The organism is Lentzea indica (assembly GCF_012184385.1).
GTDB lineage: Bacteria > Actinomycetota > Actinomycetes > Mycobacteriales > Pseudonocardiaceae > Lentzea > Lentzea indica.
Window position 1 is genome coordinate 29,394 of the sequence record NZ_VSRL01000052.1, and the last position, 14,750, is coordinate 44,143.

Genomic DNA, 14,750 nt, shown 5'->3' on the forward strand with positions numbered 1-14,750 from the left:
CCAACGAGGCCGCCGCACGGCTGGACCCCGAGGCCGGCGTCATGGCGGCGTTCGCCTGGCTGGAGTCCACGAAGACGCTCATCGTCGTCGTGCACCACCTCGCGGTCGACTCGGTCTCGTGGCTGATCCTCCTCGACGACCTCGCCGCCGCCATGCGCGGCGAAGAACTCGCGCCGACCACCACCCCGTTCTCTGCCTACGCCGACGCCCTCACCCTGGATGCCCAGTCGGGCGGCGACCTGCGCCGGTGGATCGAGGTGCTCGACACCCCGGTCCTCACCCCGCAGATCCGCGAACTCCGCGAGGTCACGGTCAACCTGTCGGCCGACATCACCGATCGCGTCGTGCACACCGCGCCGACCGCGCTCGGCGTCGGCCTCACCGAGCTGCTGTGCGGTGCGCTGCGGACGGCGTTGACCGAGATCCAAGGCACGCCAACGGATCTGGTGATCGAGCTCGAACGCCACGGCCGCGTCCCGGTGCTCGATCACCACGACTACACCCGCACGGTCGGCTGGTTCACCTCCATCGCGCCGATGAAGCTCAGCCCGCACACCGACCCGGTCGAGGCCGCCCGCGAACTCGTGCAGCGCCAGCCGGACGAGGTCGCGCACGTCGGCTACGGCCAGCTGCGGTACCTGAACCCGCAGACCGCTCCGGTGCTGGCAGCGCTGCCCCGGCCGCAGGTCCTGTTCAACTACCTGGGCCAGGGCAGCGAGTCCCAGGCACTCCACATCGACACCGGCGCGCAGCCCAGCCCGTACGCGGTCGAGGTCAACGCGTGGCTGGACACCGCGACCGGCAGTCTGCGGGCGACGTTCGCGTTGACCGAGGACGTGTCCGACGAGATCGCCGCCCGCTGGCTGCTCGCGCTGGAACGGATCGCGGACGCCTCGGTGACCGCGCGCCGGACCGCGCCGGTCTCGCCGCTGCAGCGGGGTCTGTACTTCCAGGCCGAGCTCGCGGGCGACGCCGGGCACTACGTGGCGCAAAGCTGCTTCACGTTCGACCGGCGCCTCGACCCTCAGGCGCTGGAGAAGGCGATGGCGCACGTCATCGCCAAGCATCCGGTCGTCGGTGCGGGCTTCGAGTCGGACGACGACGGCTCTCCGGTCCAGGTGCTCACGCCGGGCGGCCGGGTTCCGGTCAGCGTCGTCGACGTCCTCAACCGCGAAGCCGTTGACGCGCTGCGGAACGAGGACCGCGCGACGGGCTTCGACCTGAGCGCGCCGCCGTTGGTGCGGATGGTGGTCCTGCGCCTGCCGGACGACCGGGACGCGTTGCTCTTCAGCCACCACCTGCTGCTGTGGGACGGCTGGTCGCGCGAGATCGTGCTGCGCGACTTCTTCGACGCCTACCGGGCGATCCTGGCCGGCTCACCGCTCGACTCCACACCGGCCACGCCGAGCTTCGAGGAGTACGCCCGCGCGCTGGCCGCCAAGAACTCCGCAACAGCAGAACGGTTCTGGGCCGAGTACCTCGCGGACCTGCCGGGGCCGACACTGCTGGCTGAACAGTCCACTTCGGACACACTGCCGGTGAAGATCGTGCGGACGCTGTCCGTTGGGCAGTCCGACCGGGTGCGTGACGCGGCACGCGCACACGGCGTCACGCTCAACTCCGTGGTCACCGGCGCGCTCGGGTTGCTGCTGGGCAGCGAGACCGGCCGCGGTGACGCGGTGTTCGGCGTGACCGTCTCCGGCCGTGAGGAAGAAGGCACGGATGGAATCGTCGGTGTACTGCTGAACACCGTGCCGATGCGGGTGTCCGCGCGGCCGCACGACAGCGTCGCGGCGTTCCTCGCCTCGGTGCAGGCGTCCAGGGTCGACGCGATGGAGCACGAGCACATCGGGCTCGGCGAGATCCAGCGCGCCAGCGGCCAGGACCAGCTGTTCGACAGCCTGTTCGTGCTGCAGAACTTCCTCGACGACGACACCTTCACCGAGTTCAACGCGGTCAACGGGATCACGGCGCACGAGTTCGAGGACTCCACGCACTACCCGTTCACCTGGGTGGTGACGCCGGGCAAGCAGCTCACGGTCAAGCTGGAGTACCGGCCCGAGGTCACCGAACCCGTTGTCGCAGAACGGTTGTTCGGCGAGTACCTGCGGATTCTCGACGACCTCGCCGTGTCCGACGGCCAGGTGGGTGCTGTCGGTGCCACCGGCCCGACGCCGGAGCTCAACGCGCCCAACGACTTCGGCACCAAGACGATCGTCGACCTGTTCGACGAGGCGGCCGACCGCAACCCGGACCGGATCGCGTTGGTCGCACACGGCCGGTCGATGACGTTCGCGGAGTTGCGTGACCGCAGCCGTCATCTGGCCGGTGTGCTCTCCGACCGTGGGATCGGTGTGGAGACGTCGGTCGCCATCGCGGTGCCGCGCTCGTTGGACTGGGTCGTCGCGCTGTTCGGAGTTCTGCGGTGTGGTGCGGCGTACGTGCCGTTGGAGCTGGACCACCCGGACGAGCGGATCGCCGCGATCGTCGACGACGCGCAGCCGTCGTTGATCATCACGACCAGCGCCGTGGCACCCCGGATCCGAGGCGAGGTGTTCAAGCTCGACGAGCCGTGGCCGGACGCCGAACCCGTGATCACGTTCGCACCGGACGACCCGCATCGGCTCAAGCACGCGGCCTACACGATCTACACGTCGGGCTCGACCGGTAAGCCCAAGGGTGTGGTGACCGAGTACGCCGGCCTGACCAACATGCTGGTCAACCACCAGCGGCGGATCTTCGAGCCCGTGCTGGCCGAGCACGGGCACCGGACGTTCCGGATCGCGCACACCGTGTCGTTCGCCTTCGACATGTCGTGGGAGGAGCTGCTCTGGCTCGCCGACGGCCACGAGGTGCACATCTGCGACGAGGAGCTGCGCAGGGACGCGACCGGGCTGGTCGAGTACTGCCTCAAGCACGAGATCGACGTCATCAACGTAACGCCGACCTACGCGCAGCAGCTGGTGGCAGAGGGACTGCTGGGCGCTGAGCACAAGCCGGCGCTCGTGCTGCTGGGTGGCGAAGCCGTGACGCCGACGCTGTGGCAGCTGCTCGCGGACACCCCGGGCACGATCGGCTACAACCTTTACGGGCCAACGGAGTACACGATCAACACGCTGGGCGTCGGCACGTTCGACTGCGTCGACCCGGTGGTCGGCGTGGCGATCGACAACACCGACGTGTACGTGCTCGACCCGTGGCTGCGGCCCGTGCCGGACGGTGTCGCGGGCGAGCTTTACGTGTCGGGCGTGGGGATCGCGCGGGGTTACCTCGGGCAGCCGGCGCAGTCCGCCGAGCGGTTCGTGGCGTGCCCGTGGGTGCCGGGTGAGCGGATGTACCGGACCGGCGACCTCGTGATCCGGCGGCCCGACGGGAACCTGCTGTACCTGGGCCGCACGGACAAGCAGGTCAAGATCCGCGGTCACCGCGTGGAGCTGGGCGAGGTCGAGGCACGGTTCGCCGCGCATCCGGGCGTCCGGTTCGTCGCCGCTGTCGCGCAGGCCGACCCCCAGGTCGACGGCGCCTACCGGCTCGCGGCGTACCTCGTTCTGGAGGACGGCGCGGACATCCCGTCGATCGCGGCCGAGGTCGGTGCCGGGATGCCGGACTACCTGCGGCCGTCGCACTACGCGCAGGTGGACGCGATCCCGTTGACGGTCAACGGAAAGGCCGACACCTCCGCCTTGCCCGAGGCCCGTCCGCTCGGCACCCTGATGACCAAGAGGGACGACCGGGAGCTGACCGAGACCGAGCTCGTGGTCAGGGAGATGTTCGCCGAGGCGCTCGACCTCGACGAGGACGAGGTGGGGATGACGAGCGGCTTCACCGACCTGGGCGGGCACTCGATGCTCGCGGTGCGGCTCATCGGCCTGCTCCGCCGCGAGTTCGGTCCTGTCGTCACGATCCGCGACCTTCTGGCTCTGTCCACCCCCGAAGCGATTGCGCGCCACGTTGACGAACACTGAAGTCCGCACCGGCCGGGAGATCCTCCGGATCGCGTTGCGCCGCAACGTCGGCGCCATGGCGTCCGGCACCGTGCTGATGGGCTCGTACCAGGCGGCCGAGACCGCTGTGCCGATCCTGCTCGGCGTGATCGTCGAGTTCGCGCTGCGCGGCGGTCAGCTCAGCTCCCTGGGGCTGGCGCTGCTGGCGCTCGGGCTCGTCATGGCCACGGTGTCGTACTCGTGGCGGTTCGGCATGCGCATCCTGCAGAAGGCGAACACGACGGAGGCGCACCGGTGGCGGGTCGCGGTCGCGGACCACGGCCTGCAGCCGGTCGCGCGTGACGTCGACCTGAAGTCCGGCGAGGTGCTCACCATCGCCACCGAGGACGCCGACCAGACCGCGGACATCATCGAGGTGGTGCCGCTGCTGGTCAGCTCCCTGGTGTCGGTGGTGATCACGGGTGTCGTGCTGGCGGTGATCAGCGTGCCGCTCGGCGTGCTGGTCTTCGTCGGCACCGTGGCGATCCTGAGCGTGCTGAGCGTGATGTCGCGGCGGATCGGGGCGAACACGCAGGTGCAGCAGGCGAAGGTGGCGCGGGCCGGTGCGAAGGTGTCGGACCTGATCGCAGGTCTGCGGCCGTTGCACGGGTTCGGCGGCAGCTACGCGGCGTTCCAGGCGTATCGCCGGGTGAGCACCGAGGCGAAGAAGCAGTCGATCATCGTGGCGCGGGTCAACGGTGTCTACGCGGGTGCCGCGCTGGCGTTGAACTCGTTGCTGGCCGCAGCGGTGACGTTGTGGGCGGGGTTCTTGACGTTCCAGGGCCAGATCTCGGTCGGTGAGCTCGTCATGGCCGTGGGTCTGGCGCAGTTCCTGATCGAGCCGCTGAAGATGTTCTCGGAGATGCCGAAGTACGTCATGATGGCGCGGGCCTCCGCCGAACGGATGGCGTTGATCCTGGCGGCACCGGCGCGGATGACGCCCGGTGTCGAGGAGCCGGGACCGGAGAGCGGCCTTGAGGTCTCGACGGTCACGCACGGAACGTTGCGGGACCTGACGTTCTCGGTGCGGCCGGGTGAGTTCGTGGCGATCGCGGCCTACCAGCCGCAGGCGGCGGCCGAGCTGGCGTCGGTACTGTCCGTTGACGTGCCACCGGCTTCGTACTCGGGCATCGTGCGAGTGGGCAAGCGGGAGATCGCGTCGCTGACGATCGAGAGCGTGCGGGCCTGTCTGCTGGTGAACCCGTCGCACCACGAGGTGTTCGCCGGAACGTTGCGCGAGAACGTCGATCCACGCGGTTCCAGCGAACTGGTGGAAGAGGCTGTTTCCGCCGCGATGCTGACCGACGTGGTGGCACTGCACTCAGAAGGCCTCGACTACGCCGTACGCGATCGTGGCGCGAACCTTTCCGGCGGGCAACGTCAACGGTTGTCGCTTGCCCGCGCTTTGGCCGCGAACCCGGAAATCCTGGTGCTGCACGACCCGACGACGGCCGTCGACGCGGTGACCGAACAGCTCATCGCCCGTAACGTCACGGCGTTGCGCCGCGGCCGCACCACGATCGTGATCACCAGCAGCCCGGCGCTGCTCGACGTGGCCGACCGGGTGATCGTGCTCGACGGCGGCACCGTGACCGGCGAGGGCACGCACCGCGAGCTGCTCGGCCGTGACTCCTCCTACCAGCTGGCGGTGGCCCGATGACCGGTCCTGTGGCGACTCCTTCCGGCGACGGCTTCCTGACGACGTTCCTGTGGCGTGGGCCGGGGTCCGTCCGGTTCGAGCACTGGTCGCAGCCCGTCGAGCTGCAACGCCGCCAGGACAGCGACCTCTGGTACGCCGAGGTCGTCATGCCGGCGCGGTTTCGCGTGACGTATCACTTCTTTGACGGCGACGAGCACGCCGATCCGTTCAACCCGGCGAGTGCCGGTCCGAACCGGTCGATCTTCGCCACCCCGGACCTGGAACCGCAGCCGCACTGGCCGGTCGTCGGGCCGGACGAGGTGCTGGACGTGCCGTCGCTGCGCATCCGCTGGAACGGCACGTTGGGGCGCAAGACGGTGCGCGTCCACCAGGGCGGCGAGCCCGTTGTCCTGCTGCTCGACGGTGACGACTGGATGTACGTGCACCCGGCCGTGGCCGCGTTCGAGTCGGCGGTGAAGAACGGCGAGATGCCCGCCGCCACCCTGGTTTTCCTGCCGACGCCCCGTGATCGGGACGCCGAGTACAGCGATCCCGCACTGTGGCAGGCGATCCGGGACGAGCTGCTGCCGTTGCTCGCGTCGAACGGCGTGACCGTGGACCCCTCCCGGTTCGTGGTCGCAGGCCAGAGCCTCGGCGGGCTCAGCGCGTTCCAGGCCGCACTGGACTTCCCCTCGCTGGTGTCGCGGGTGGCGTGCCAGTCAGGATCGTTCTGGTGGACTCGTGATCTGCCGGATCACGGGCTCACGCTCGACGGCCCTGCCGGTGGTGACACCGCCGCACGCCTGCGTGACCGACCGGATCTGTCCGGTCTGCGCGTCGCGTTCGACGTCGGCGAGCACGAGCCGGCGATGCACCGGCATTGCGCGGCTGTGGAGGAGCTGACCTCGGCTGCGGGTGCGACCGTGCGCGTGAACCGCTCCCCCGCCGGGCACGACCGGGTCGGCTGGCGGCACGCGCTGGTCCGTGACGTCGCCTGGTTGCTCAGCGACCTGTGACCTGATCCGGCAGGCTGTGCGGCATGACCGAACCTCCGGTGATCTCAGTGATGCTGATCGTTCCGGACGCCGACGCCGCGGTCTCCTGGTACAAGGCGGCGTTGGGCGCCTCTGAGCTGTGGAACCTCGGCGGCGTGGCCGGCCTGCAGATCGGAGGCGCGCCCTTCTTCCTCCACGAGGTCAATCCCGACAATCCCGCGGAGACCAGTCCCGGCGGCGTCACGAACGTGCGCATCGAGGTCTTCACCGACGACCCCGACGGCTTCATCGCCCGTGCCGTTGCCGCCGGAGCCGTTCAGGGTTCGGCGGTCGTGGGCCATCAGATGCCGTGGGGAACGCACCGGCAAGGTGGCTTCACAGACCCGTTCGGGCACAAATGGTCCGTCGGCGACAGGTCACCGTTCCTAAATCAGTGAGCAGGAGTGAGTCTTGGACCCAAACCTGGTCAACTGGCGCAGCCCGAACGGTTTTGGATGCGCTGGTCGCCTGTGTTCCTGCCGTGTCCGGCTGCACGGATCGTGTCCGTGGTCCGGATACGCGGGGACGGGTTCCCTCACGCCCCTGGTTACACGGTCCGGCCTGGGCGGTCCGATGCCCACGGCGATCGCTCTGGTCGTCGTGGGGCGGTGCCGTCCGTCGCCGGATCGGATACCCGAGGGCGCGTCGCCCGATCGCCACCGAGGCGGCGGCGTGTCGGGAAGTCTGCCGTTTCTTGCTGGTCAGCGGCTTTTGCCAGTGCTGTGCGCCCCACATCGACGTGTAGGCGGGGTCGACGGCGATCACGCTGATACCGGCCTCCGCACACATCGACAGCAGGCGGGCGCGGAGTTTGCCGGTGGGCATGCCCGAGATGAGCTGCCGGAACGGCTTGCGGCGGCCGTGCTTCTCACGGGTCTTGCTGTCGGTGAAGTCGAGGTCTTCGATCGCGATGGCCTGCACACCGGTCGCCCTGGCCCAGTGCAGGAGGCGGGTGAGGGCGTGGCGGAGCTGGGCGTCACGATGGTTCGCGGCTCCGGTCAGGTCGTAGCCGAAGCGGCGGGGCGCACCCATCGGGTTGCCGTGAGAGTCGAGCAGCCAGGCGGCCAGGTGGTCGGCGTTGGTGTCCACGCCGATCACGCCTGCGGCCCGCAGCGCGTCCAGAGGGACCACGGGGAGGTCTTTGCGGGTCCAGGAGGCGTCGAGGTACCAGCGGCCACGGGCCACGTCGAGGTGGATGCGGTAGGCCACCGCCCGGTTGGCTTCGATCCGATCGCGCCACTCATCGCCCCGGTGCGGGAACGCGACCTTCGCAGCGAGGACGTACCGGCTGTGCTTGCTGTTGGCCAGGTGGGCGAGCGGGGCGGGCAGCTTGATCACGACTTCGCCGTCGGGGGTGACGCGGATCGTCTCGTTCCCGTGGCGTTTGCCGGACTCGCCGTCAGCGGTCAGGAACCAGCGGGACGCTTCCCACTCCGCACACCATCGGGCCTCGGTCTTCTGGGCCGCGGTGAGGTTGTGCCGCTGGTGCAGCAGGCGACGGCCGCCGCGCACGACGGAGACCTTTCCGGTTTCCCGCTCGGCGCGTACCTGCTCGTAACGGTCTTCGAGGATCGCCAGGCGGCGGGACTTCTGGAACCACTCGCCCTTGCCGCGGTAGCCACCGGGCTTGCCCCGGCTTCCCTTCTCGCCGATCGGCAAGGACAGGCGGTGCCGCAGAGTGCGGATACCGGCGTCCAGAGACCGCAGGTGCGCGTGCTGGGCACGGCGGGACAGCCCCCACTGATCGTGGGTGTTGGAGGTGACCGAACCGGCCCACCGCGACGACGAGGCGGCCGTCAGATCCCGCTTACGGGCGGCCCACGTGTCGGTGCAGTGGTCCAAGCCGTCGCGGCAACGCCGGGCCAGATCAGCGGAGGCGAGGCGCCCCATGTGCTCGCCGACCAGACGCAAGACCTTCTCGTCCTGCGCGGTCAGGCCCTTGAGACGGCCGCGTACCGACACGCCCGAAGGGCCGTCGGCGACGAACGGGCGGGAGACCTCCCGCAGCGGCTTCGTGGCCAGCTCAACCACGCTCTGCGGCCTCCAGCGCCTTCTTGGCGCGGTTCTTCGCCGAACGACGCCCATACAGGCGAGCGCACAACGACGTCAGCACCTCGACCATGTCCCGCACCAGATCGTCCTCGACCTCGCCCTCGTCGAGGATCAGCAGCCGCCGACCGGACGCCGACAAGGCGGCCTCGACCAACTCGACGTTCATCCGCCCCAGCCGATCCGAGCGCTCAACCACCACAGTGGTCACCCGCGGATCCGCCAACAGGCGCCGAGCCTTCGTCCGTGATCCGTTCATGCCCGAGCCGACCTCGGCCTCGACCCGCACAACAGGATCGCCGAGACCGGCCGCCCACGACGACAAGCGTGCCACCTGCCGATCCAGATCGGCTTTCTGATCATGCGAGGACACGCGGGCATACAAACCCAACCCGCCCAGCGACACAGTCGACGCATTGCCTTCGGCATTCACCAGGATCATCCGCGGGCCGACCCGCTCCGCCGGCACCGGCAACGTTCCCTCACGGAACCAGCGATACGCGGTCTGCGGATGCACACCCTGCGCCCTCGCCCACTCCGTCAAGTTCACGACACGATCATAACACTCACTCAATCGCTCTTACACTCACTCATACGACCTTGGAACGAGCAGTTGATCACCCCTGCGCTGATTGCAGCGGCCACACCTCCACCACTCCGTGAGCGACCGCGCACGGAGTGTTCGACACGAGCTCGATGGCCTCGTCCAACGTCGCGGCCTCGATGATCGCGAAGCCCGCGATCGGGAGAGCTGCTTGCAGGAACGCGCCGTTCTCCACAGTGGTCCCGGCGTTGTCATGGTTGCGCACCTGCACTGGTGAGCCGGCAATTCCCATCTCCACTCCCGCTGCGCGCAACCGTTCGTCGTGCGCGTGCGCCTTGTCGCGAACGGACGCGTCCGTTTGGTCGTAGCCCTCGCGGTCGCCGTAGCCGATGGTCACGAACTTCATCGCTCTACCTCCTCGATCCGGACTCTTCAGCGATGCCGACTCGGGTGGCGCTTCAAACTCATCGACCCGTTCACCCAGTGTTCATCTCACGATTGCGACGACCGCCCCTGAAACACCGTCGAAGTGACGAAAGATCTGTTCTCCGAACGGGTTTCAGCAGGGGTGGACAGTGAAGAGAACGCTCGGCATCGGTCTCGCGGTCGTGCTGCTGGTGGGTGTGGTGACCGCCATCGTCCTGGGGCAGGGCGGCGACGCACCGGCCCGGCTCGAGACGGTGCGCGGCGTGATCGGTTCGGAGAAGCTCGCCTTCTTCGCGGACCAGCGGGTCAAGGACGTGTTCGCGAAGCACGGGCTCAAGGTCGAGGTGGATCCGGCCGGATCGCGGCAGATCGCGACGGCCACCGACCTGAACTCGTACGACTTCGCGTTCCCCTCTTCCGCGCCGGCGGCCGAGAAGATCCAGCGCGACCGCAAGGCGGCGCGGACGTACGCGCCGTTCTCGTCGCCGATGGTGATCGCCACGTTCGACCCGATCATCGAGCTGCTGACCAAGGCGGGGGTGGTCAAGCCGGGGCCGGGCTACCAGACGTTCGACGTGCAGGCGTACCTGGACCTCGCGGGCAAGGCCACGCGGTGGGACCAGCTGCCGGGCAACACCTCCTACCCGGCGCGCAAGAACCTGCTGGTCACCACGACCGATCCCCGTGACTCGAACTCGGCGGCGATGTACCTGGCGATCACGTCGTTCGTCGCGAACGGCGGGGTGGTGTCGTCGCAGGAGGCCGAGGTCAAGGTCCTCCCGGCGGTGTCGAAGCTGTTCCTGGACCAGGGCTACACGCAGAGCAGCACCGAGGGGCCGTTCGAGGACTACCTGTCCGCGGGCATGGGCAAAACGCCGCTGGTGCTGGCTTACGAGGCGCAGTTCGTCGACCGGGTGGTGCGGGGCGACTCGACGATCCGGCCGGACATGAAGCTGCTCTACCCGGCGCCGACGGTGCTGTCCAAGCACACGCTGGTGCCGTTGCGCGAGGCAGGAGACCGCGTCGGGCAGCTTCTCTCGACCGATGCCGAACTGGGCAAGCTCGCCGCGACGTTCGGGTTCCGCACGGCCGATCCCAAGCACTTCAACGACATCGTCAAGGAGAAGAACCTGACCGTGCCGCAGACGATCGTGGACGTCGTCGAACCGCCCGCGCACGAGACGCTGGAGCGGATGCTCGAAGCGATCGCGAAGCAGTACTGACATGTCCGATTTCGTTCTGACGCCACCGGATCCCGTAGAGCCCGTGCCGGTCGACCGCGCGGCCGGGCTGATCCCTGTCTCCGACGAGGGCAAGGTCGAGCTTTCCGAGAAGGCTGTCGCCTTCATCGACTCGTTGAACGCGGTCGACCCGCAGTCGCCGGACTTCAGCCGGATCGTCGACGAGGCGCTCGTGCTCGGCGAGGCGGAGATGCGGGTGGCGGCCCAGATCGCGGGCCGGTTGCTGGACCGCACGCTCGCGTCCGTGTCGTCGCCTCATTCCGCTCAGATGTCCGTCAGTTTGACCGAGCTCCGCCGGTCCGTGCGCGAGCTGGATCCGCAGGACCTGTCCAAGCTGACCGGCCGCAAGATCCTCGGGTTCCTCCCCGGCGGCAACGCGGCTCGTGGCCTGCTGGCACGGCTTCGAGCGGCCGACGAACCGGTCAACCGGATCGTGTTGAAGCTCCGGTCCGGCCAGGACTCGCTGAAGCGCGACAACGCGGCCATCAAGGGCGAGCGGCAGCGGTTGTGGGACCTGATGACCAAGCTGTCGCAGGACGCGGCGCTCGCCGCCGAGATGGACGAGGCGGTCGGACGACAGGTCGCGATCCTCGACCTGTCCGATCCGGGACGTGCCAACGCGTTGCGCGCCGACGTGCTGTTCGGTCTGCGGCAACGGCACCAGGACCTGCTGACCCAGCTCGCGGTGTGCGCGCAGGGGTACATGGCGCTGGACGTGGTGCGCCGCAACAACGACGAGCTGATCAAGGGCATCGAACGCGCGGTCAGCACGACCGTCACGGCGTTGCGGATCGGCGTGGCGGTCGCGGCGGCACTGGCCGGACAGCGCGAGGTGATCGACCAGGTCGACGCCGTGCGCGGGCTCACCGACTCGATCCTGCGCTCGAACGCGACGCTGATGTCGGTGCAGGGAGAGGACATCCAGCGCATCGCGTCGACACCGGCGGTCGGCATCGAGGCGGTGCGGACCTCGTTCGACCAGATCTACGCGGCGATCGACGCGATCGACACGTTCAAGGCCCGCGCGGCCGACTCGATGTCCAGCACCGTGACCGCGCTGGACGCCGAGATCCGGCGCGCCCACGACCACCTGAGCCGCGTCCGCGGCGCCGAGGAGCAAGCATGATCCGCCGCCTCATCCCCGCAGTGGCCGCCCTGGTGCTGCTGGCGGGATGTTCCGACGAAGCCGATCCGTCCAGACCGGTCGGCGACCCGGCACCGGGCGTCCTGCGAGTGCTGGCCGGCAGCGAGCTGGCCGACCTGCAGCCCGTCCTCGACGAGGCCGCTCGCGCGACGGGCATCTCCGTGAAGTTCAGCTTCACCGGCACCATCGAGGGCGCGGAGAAGGTCGCGAGCGGCGCCGCCGAACAGGGCTTCGACGCCGTCTGGTTCTCCTCCAACCGCTACCTCGAACTCGTGCCGGAGGCCCAGAAACGGCTCGGCACCCCCTCCAAGGTGATGTCCTCCCCCGTCGTGCTGGGCCTGCCCGCCGCGAAGGTCAAAGACCTCGGCTGGGACACCAAACGCGTCGGCTGGACGGAGATCGCCGAAGCCGCCGGGGCCCAGAAGTTCACCTACGGCATGACCGACCCGTCCGCCTCCAACTCGGGCTTCTCCGCGCTGGTCGGAGTCGCGGCGGCGCTGTCAGGTTCTGGCTCTGCACTCGACGCTGCCAAGATCAACGCGGTCGCGCCGCAGCTCAAGCAGTTCTTCTCGGCGCAGAAGCTGTCGGCGGGCTCGTCCGGCTGGCTGTCCGAGGCCTACGCGAGGCGCGCCAAGGGCGAGGACCCCGGCGCCAAAGTGGACGGTCTGATCAACTACGAGTCGGTGTTGTTGTCGCTCAACGCCACGCTGCCCGAGCCGTTGACGCTGGTCTACCCGAGCGACGGTGTGGTGACCGCGGACTACCCGCTGACCCTGCTCACGTCCGCGACCTCGGAAGCCCGTGAGGCGCACCAGAAGCTGTCGGACCACCTGCGCGGCGCCGACGTCCAGCGGAAGATCATGGACACCACACACCGCCGGCCTGCCGTGCCGCAGGTGCAGCCGGACGCGAAGTTCGCCGTGAAGGACCTCGTCGAACTGCCGTTCCCCGGCAGCCAGTCCGCTGTGGACGGTCTGATCACCACGTACTTCGACCAGCTTCGGCGTCCGTCCCGCACGCTCTACGTGCTCGACACGTCCGGCTCCATGCAGGGCGACCGCATCGACGGTCTCAGGCAGGCACTGGTGGGCCTGACGGGCGCGGACGAGTCGCTCGCCGGCAAGTTCAACAGGTTCCACGGCCGCGAGCAGGTGACGTTGCTGCCGTTCAGCAGCACCGCGCACCCGGCGTTGAAGTACGAGGTGCCGGCGAACGACCCGCGCCCGATCCTCGACCAGATCCGCACCACCGCCACCTCGCTGGACGCGTCCGGCGGCACGGCGATCTACAGCAGCCTGCGCGGCGGCTACGACGTGCTGCGCGAGCAGATCAACGCCGACCCCGACCGGTTCACGTCGATCGTGCTGATGACCGACGGCGAGAACACCGGCTCCGAGGACGTCAACGACTTCACCGCGTTCCACGCCGGTCTGCCGCAGAACCTCAAGGGCATCCCGATCTTCCCGGTGCTGTTCGGCGAGAGCGCGACGGCCGAGATGGAACAGGTGGCGAAGATGAGCGGCGGCAAGGTGTTCGACGCCCGCAGCCGGTCGCTTTCCGCGGCCTTCAAGGAGATCCGTGGCTACCAGTAACCCGGTGCTGCGCTATCTGGCGTCCTGGAAGAACCTCGCCGGCTGCACGGGTGGGTTGATCGGCCTCGTCCTGCACTTCGCCGGGCTCGCCGGCTCCTACTGGCCGCTGGTGGTCATCGGCCTCTACGGCGTGGGCGCGCTCGCCGCACCTCCCGAGCGGATCACCCTGGTGACCGATCCGGAGGAGGAGGCCAGTGCGCTGCGGTCAGAGCTGGACGCGCTGGTGCAACGGGTGCGCGGCTTCGGCGGCCGCGTCCCCGGTGACGTGGCGCCGAAGCTCGCGGAGATCGCCGAGGTGCTGCGCGGCATGCTGGACCGCCCGCGCGAACTGCGCGGCGACCCGGACGCCCTGCACGCAGTCACCCGGCTCGTCGGCACGGACATGCCGCTGTCCGTGCAGACCTACCTGAACCTGCCGTGGTGGTTCGCCGCCGCGCGTGGTTCCGGCACGGAACTGTTGCGGCAGCTGGACTTGCTGCACGCCGACGCCATCAGGGTCGCGGAGCGGTTCCACGCGGCGGACGCGCAACGACAGGCCGACCACACCCGCTACCTGGAGGATCGCGAGTGATCAGCGCGTGACGACACTCTCGTTCCGCGCCTCAGGACGGCCGGACGATCGCGAGCGGGCACGGCGAGTGGTACACGAGTGTCCGGCTCGTCGACCCGAGCAGCATCCCGGCGAAACCGCCGCGCCCGTGGCTGCCGACCACCAGAAGCTGTGCCCGCGCCGCCAGACCGAGCAACGCCGGCGCGGCCCGGTCCCACAGCACGACTCGCTCCACCTTCACTTCCGGGTGCTTCTCCTCCCGGCCGGCCAGCCGTTCCGCGAGCAGGCGTCGCTCGTCCGCTTCGACCTCGGCCCAGTCGAACACGATCCGCGACGACTGATAGCCGCCCTCGACCACGAAGTCCTGGTAGGCCATCGCGGCGATGAGCGGCACGCCCCGGCGCGACGCCGCCTCGAACGCGAATGCGATCGCGGCCTCGCTCGTCGGTGATCCGTCCACGCCGACCACGATCGGACCGTCAGGAACGGCCGTGCCGCGCACCACCACCAGCGGGCACTTCCCGTGCGCCGCCAGCGCGAGCGCGGTG

General features: G+C 69.1%; 12 protein-coding genes. 8 read left to right on the forward strand and 4 right to left on the reverse strand.

The window, feature by feature from the left end:
* The first annotated feature begins 41 nt into the window (after positions 1–41).
* Genes FXN61_RS16860 through FXN61_RS16875 form a run of 4 tightly spaced genes read left to right on the forward strand, consistent with a single transcriptional unit; the run spans position 42 to position 7,054 of the window.
* Positions 42–3,965: a non-ribosomal peptide synthetase gene (locus FXN61_RS16860; RefSeq protein ID WP_167975006.1), complete on the forward strand. Its 3,924-nt coding sequence runs from the start codon at positions 42–44 to the stop codon at positions 3,963–3,965.
* A complete protein-coding gene (locus FXN61_RS16865; RefSeq protein ID WP_223165476.1) occupies positions 3,952–5,643 on the forward strand; it encodes an ABC transporter ATP-binding protein in 1,692 nt (563 codons plus the stop codon). Before FXN61_RS16860 ends, FXN61_RS16865 begins: the two co-directional genes overlap by 14 nt.
* Positions 5,640–6,638: an alpha/beta hydrolase-fold protein gene (locus tag FXN61_RS16870; RefSeq protein ID WP_167975008.1), complete on the forward strand. Its 999-nt coding sequence runs from the start codon at positions 5,640–5,642 to the stop codon at positions 6,636–6,638. Before FXN61_RS16865 ends, FXN61_RS16870 begins: the two co-directional genes overlap by 4 nt.
* Before the next feature lie 23 nt (positions 6,639–6,661).
* Positions 6,662–7,054, forward strand: a complete 393-nt coding sequence (locus FXN61_RS16875) for a VOC family protein (protein ID WP_167975010.1) — start codon at positions 6,662–6,664, stop codon at positions 7,052–7,054.
* On the opposite strand, the gene FXN61_RS16880 is transcribed toward FXN61_RS16875, so the two are convergent.
* The 3 genes from FXN61_RS16880 to FXN61_RS16890 all read right to left on the reverse strand — a co-directional run bounded on the left by FXN61_RS16880 (position 6,993) and on the right by FXN61_RS16890 (position 9,655).
* Positions 6,993–8,687 carry an IS200/IS605 family accessory protein TnpB-related protein gene (locus FXN61_RS16880; protein ID WP_223165477.1) on the reverse strand — a complete coding sequence of 565 codons (1,695 nt, stop codon included), beginning with the start codon at positions 8,685–8,687 and terminating at the stop codon, positions 6,993–6,995. The two genes, FXN61_RS16875 and FXN61_RS16880, sit on opposite strands and share 62 nt — an antisense overlap.
* On the reverse strand, positions 8,680–9,255 hold the full coding sequence (locus tag FXN61_RS16885; RefSeq protein ID WP_167975012.1) for an IS607 family transposase: 576 nt from the start codon (positions 9,253–9,255) through the stop codon (positions 8,680–8,682). Before FXN61_RS16885 ends, FXN61_RS16880 begins: the two co-directional genes overlap by 8 nt.
* Positions 9,256–9,322: 67 nt before the next feature.
* Positions 9,323–9,655, reverse strand: a complete 333-nt coding sequence (locus tag FXN61_RS16890) for a YciI family protein (RefSeq protein WP_167975014.1) — start codon at positions 9,653–9,655, stop codon at positions 9,323–9,325.
* 169 nt (positions 9,656–9,824) lie between these two features.
* Here FXN61_RS16890 and FXN61_RS16895 point away from each other — a divergent pair, with 169 nt between their 5' ends.
* Genes FXN61_RS16895 through FXN61_RS16910 form a run of 4 tightly spaced genes read left to right on the forward strand, consistent with a single transcriptional unit; the run spans position 9,825 to position 14,223 of the window.
* Complete coding sequence (locus tag FXN61_RS16895) at positions 9,825–10,898, forward strand: hypothetical protein (RefSeq protein WP_167975016.1); 1,074 nt, start codon at positions 9,825–9,827, stop codon at positions 10,896–10,898.
* A 1-nt stretch (position 10,899) separates the two neighbouring features.
* Positions 10,900–12,042 (forward strand): toxic anion resistance protein, encoded by a 1,143-nt coding sequence (locus tag FXN61_RS16900; protein WP_167975018.1) that lies wholly within the window; start codon positions 10,900–10,902, stop codon positions 12,040–12,042.
* Positions 12,039–13,652, forward strand: a complete 1,614-nt coding sequence (locus tag FXN61_RS16905) for a VWA domain-containing protein (protein WP_167975020.1) — start codon at positions 12,039–12,041, stop codon at positions 13,650–13,652. Before FXN61_RS16900 ends, FXN61_RS16905 begins: the two co-directional genes overlap by 4 nt.
* Entirely contained in the window at positions 13,639–14,223 is a 585-nt protein-coding gene (locus tag FXN61_RS16910) for a hypothetical protein (RefSeq protein ID WP_312877793.1), read from the forward strand. The genes FXN61_RS16905 and FXN61_RS16910 overlap by 14 nt, the downstream gene beginning before the upstream one ends.
* A 31-nt stretch (positions 14,224–14,254) precedes the next feature.
* Here the strand turns inward: FXN61_RS16910 and FXN61_RS16915 are convergent.
* Positions 14,255–14,750: universal stress protein (locus FXN61_RS16915; protein WP_167975022.1), on the reverse strand; the 496-nt coding region annotated here is incomplete at its 5' end.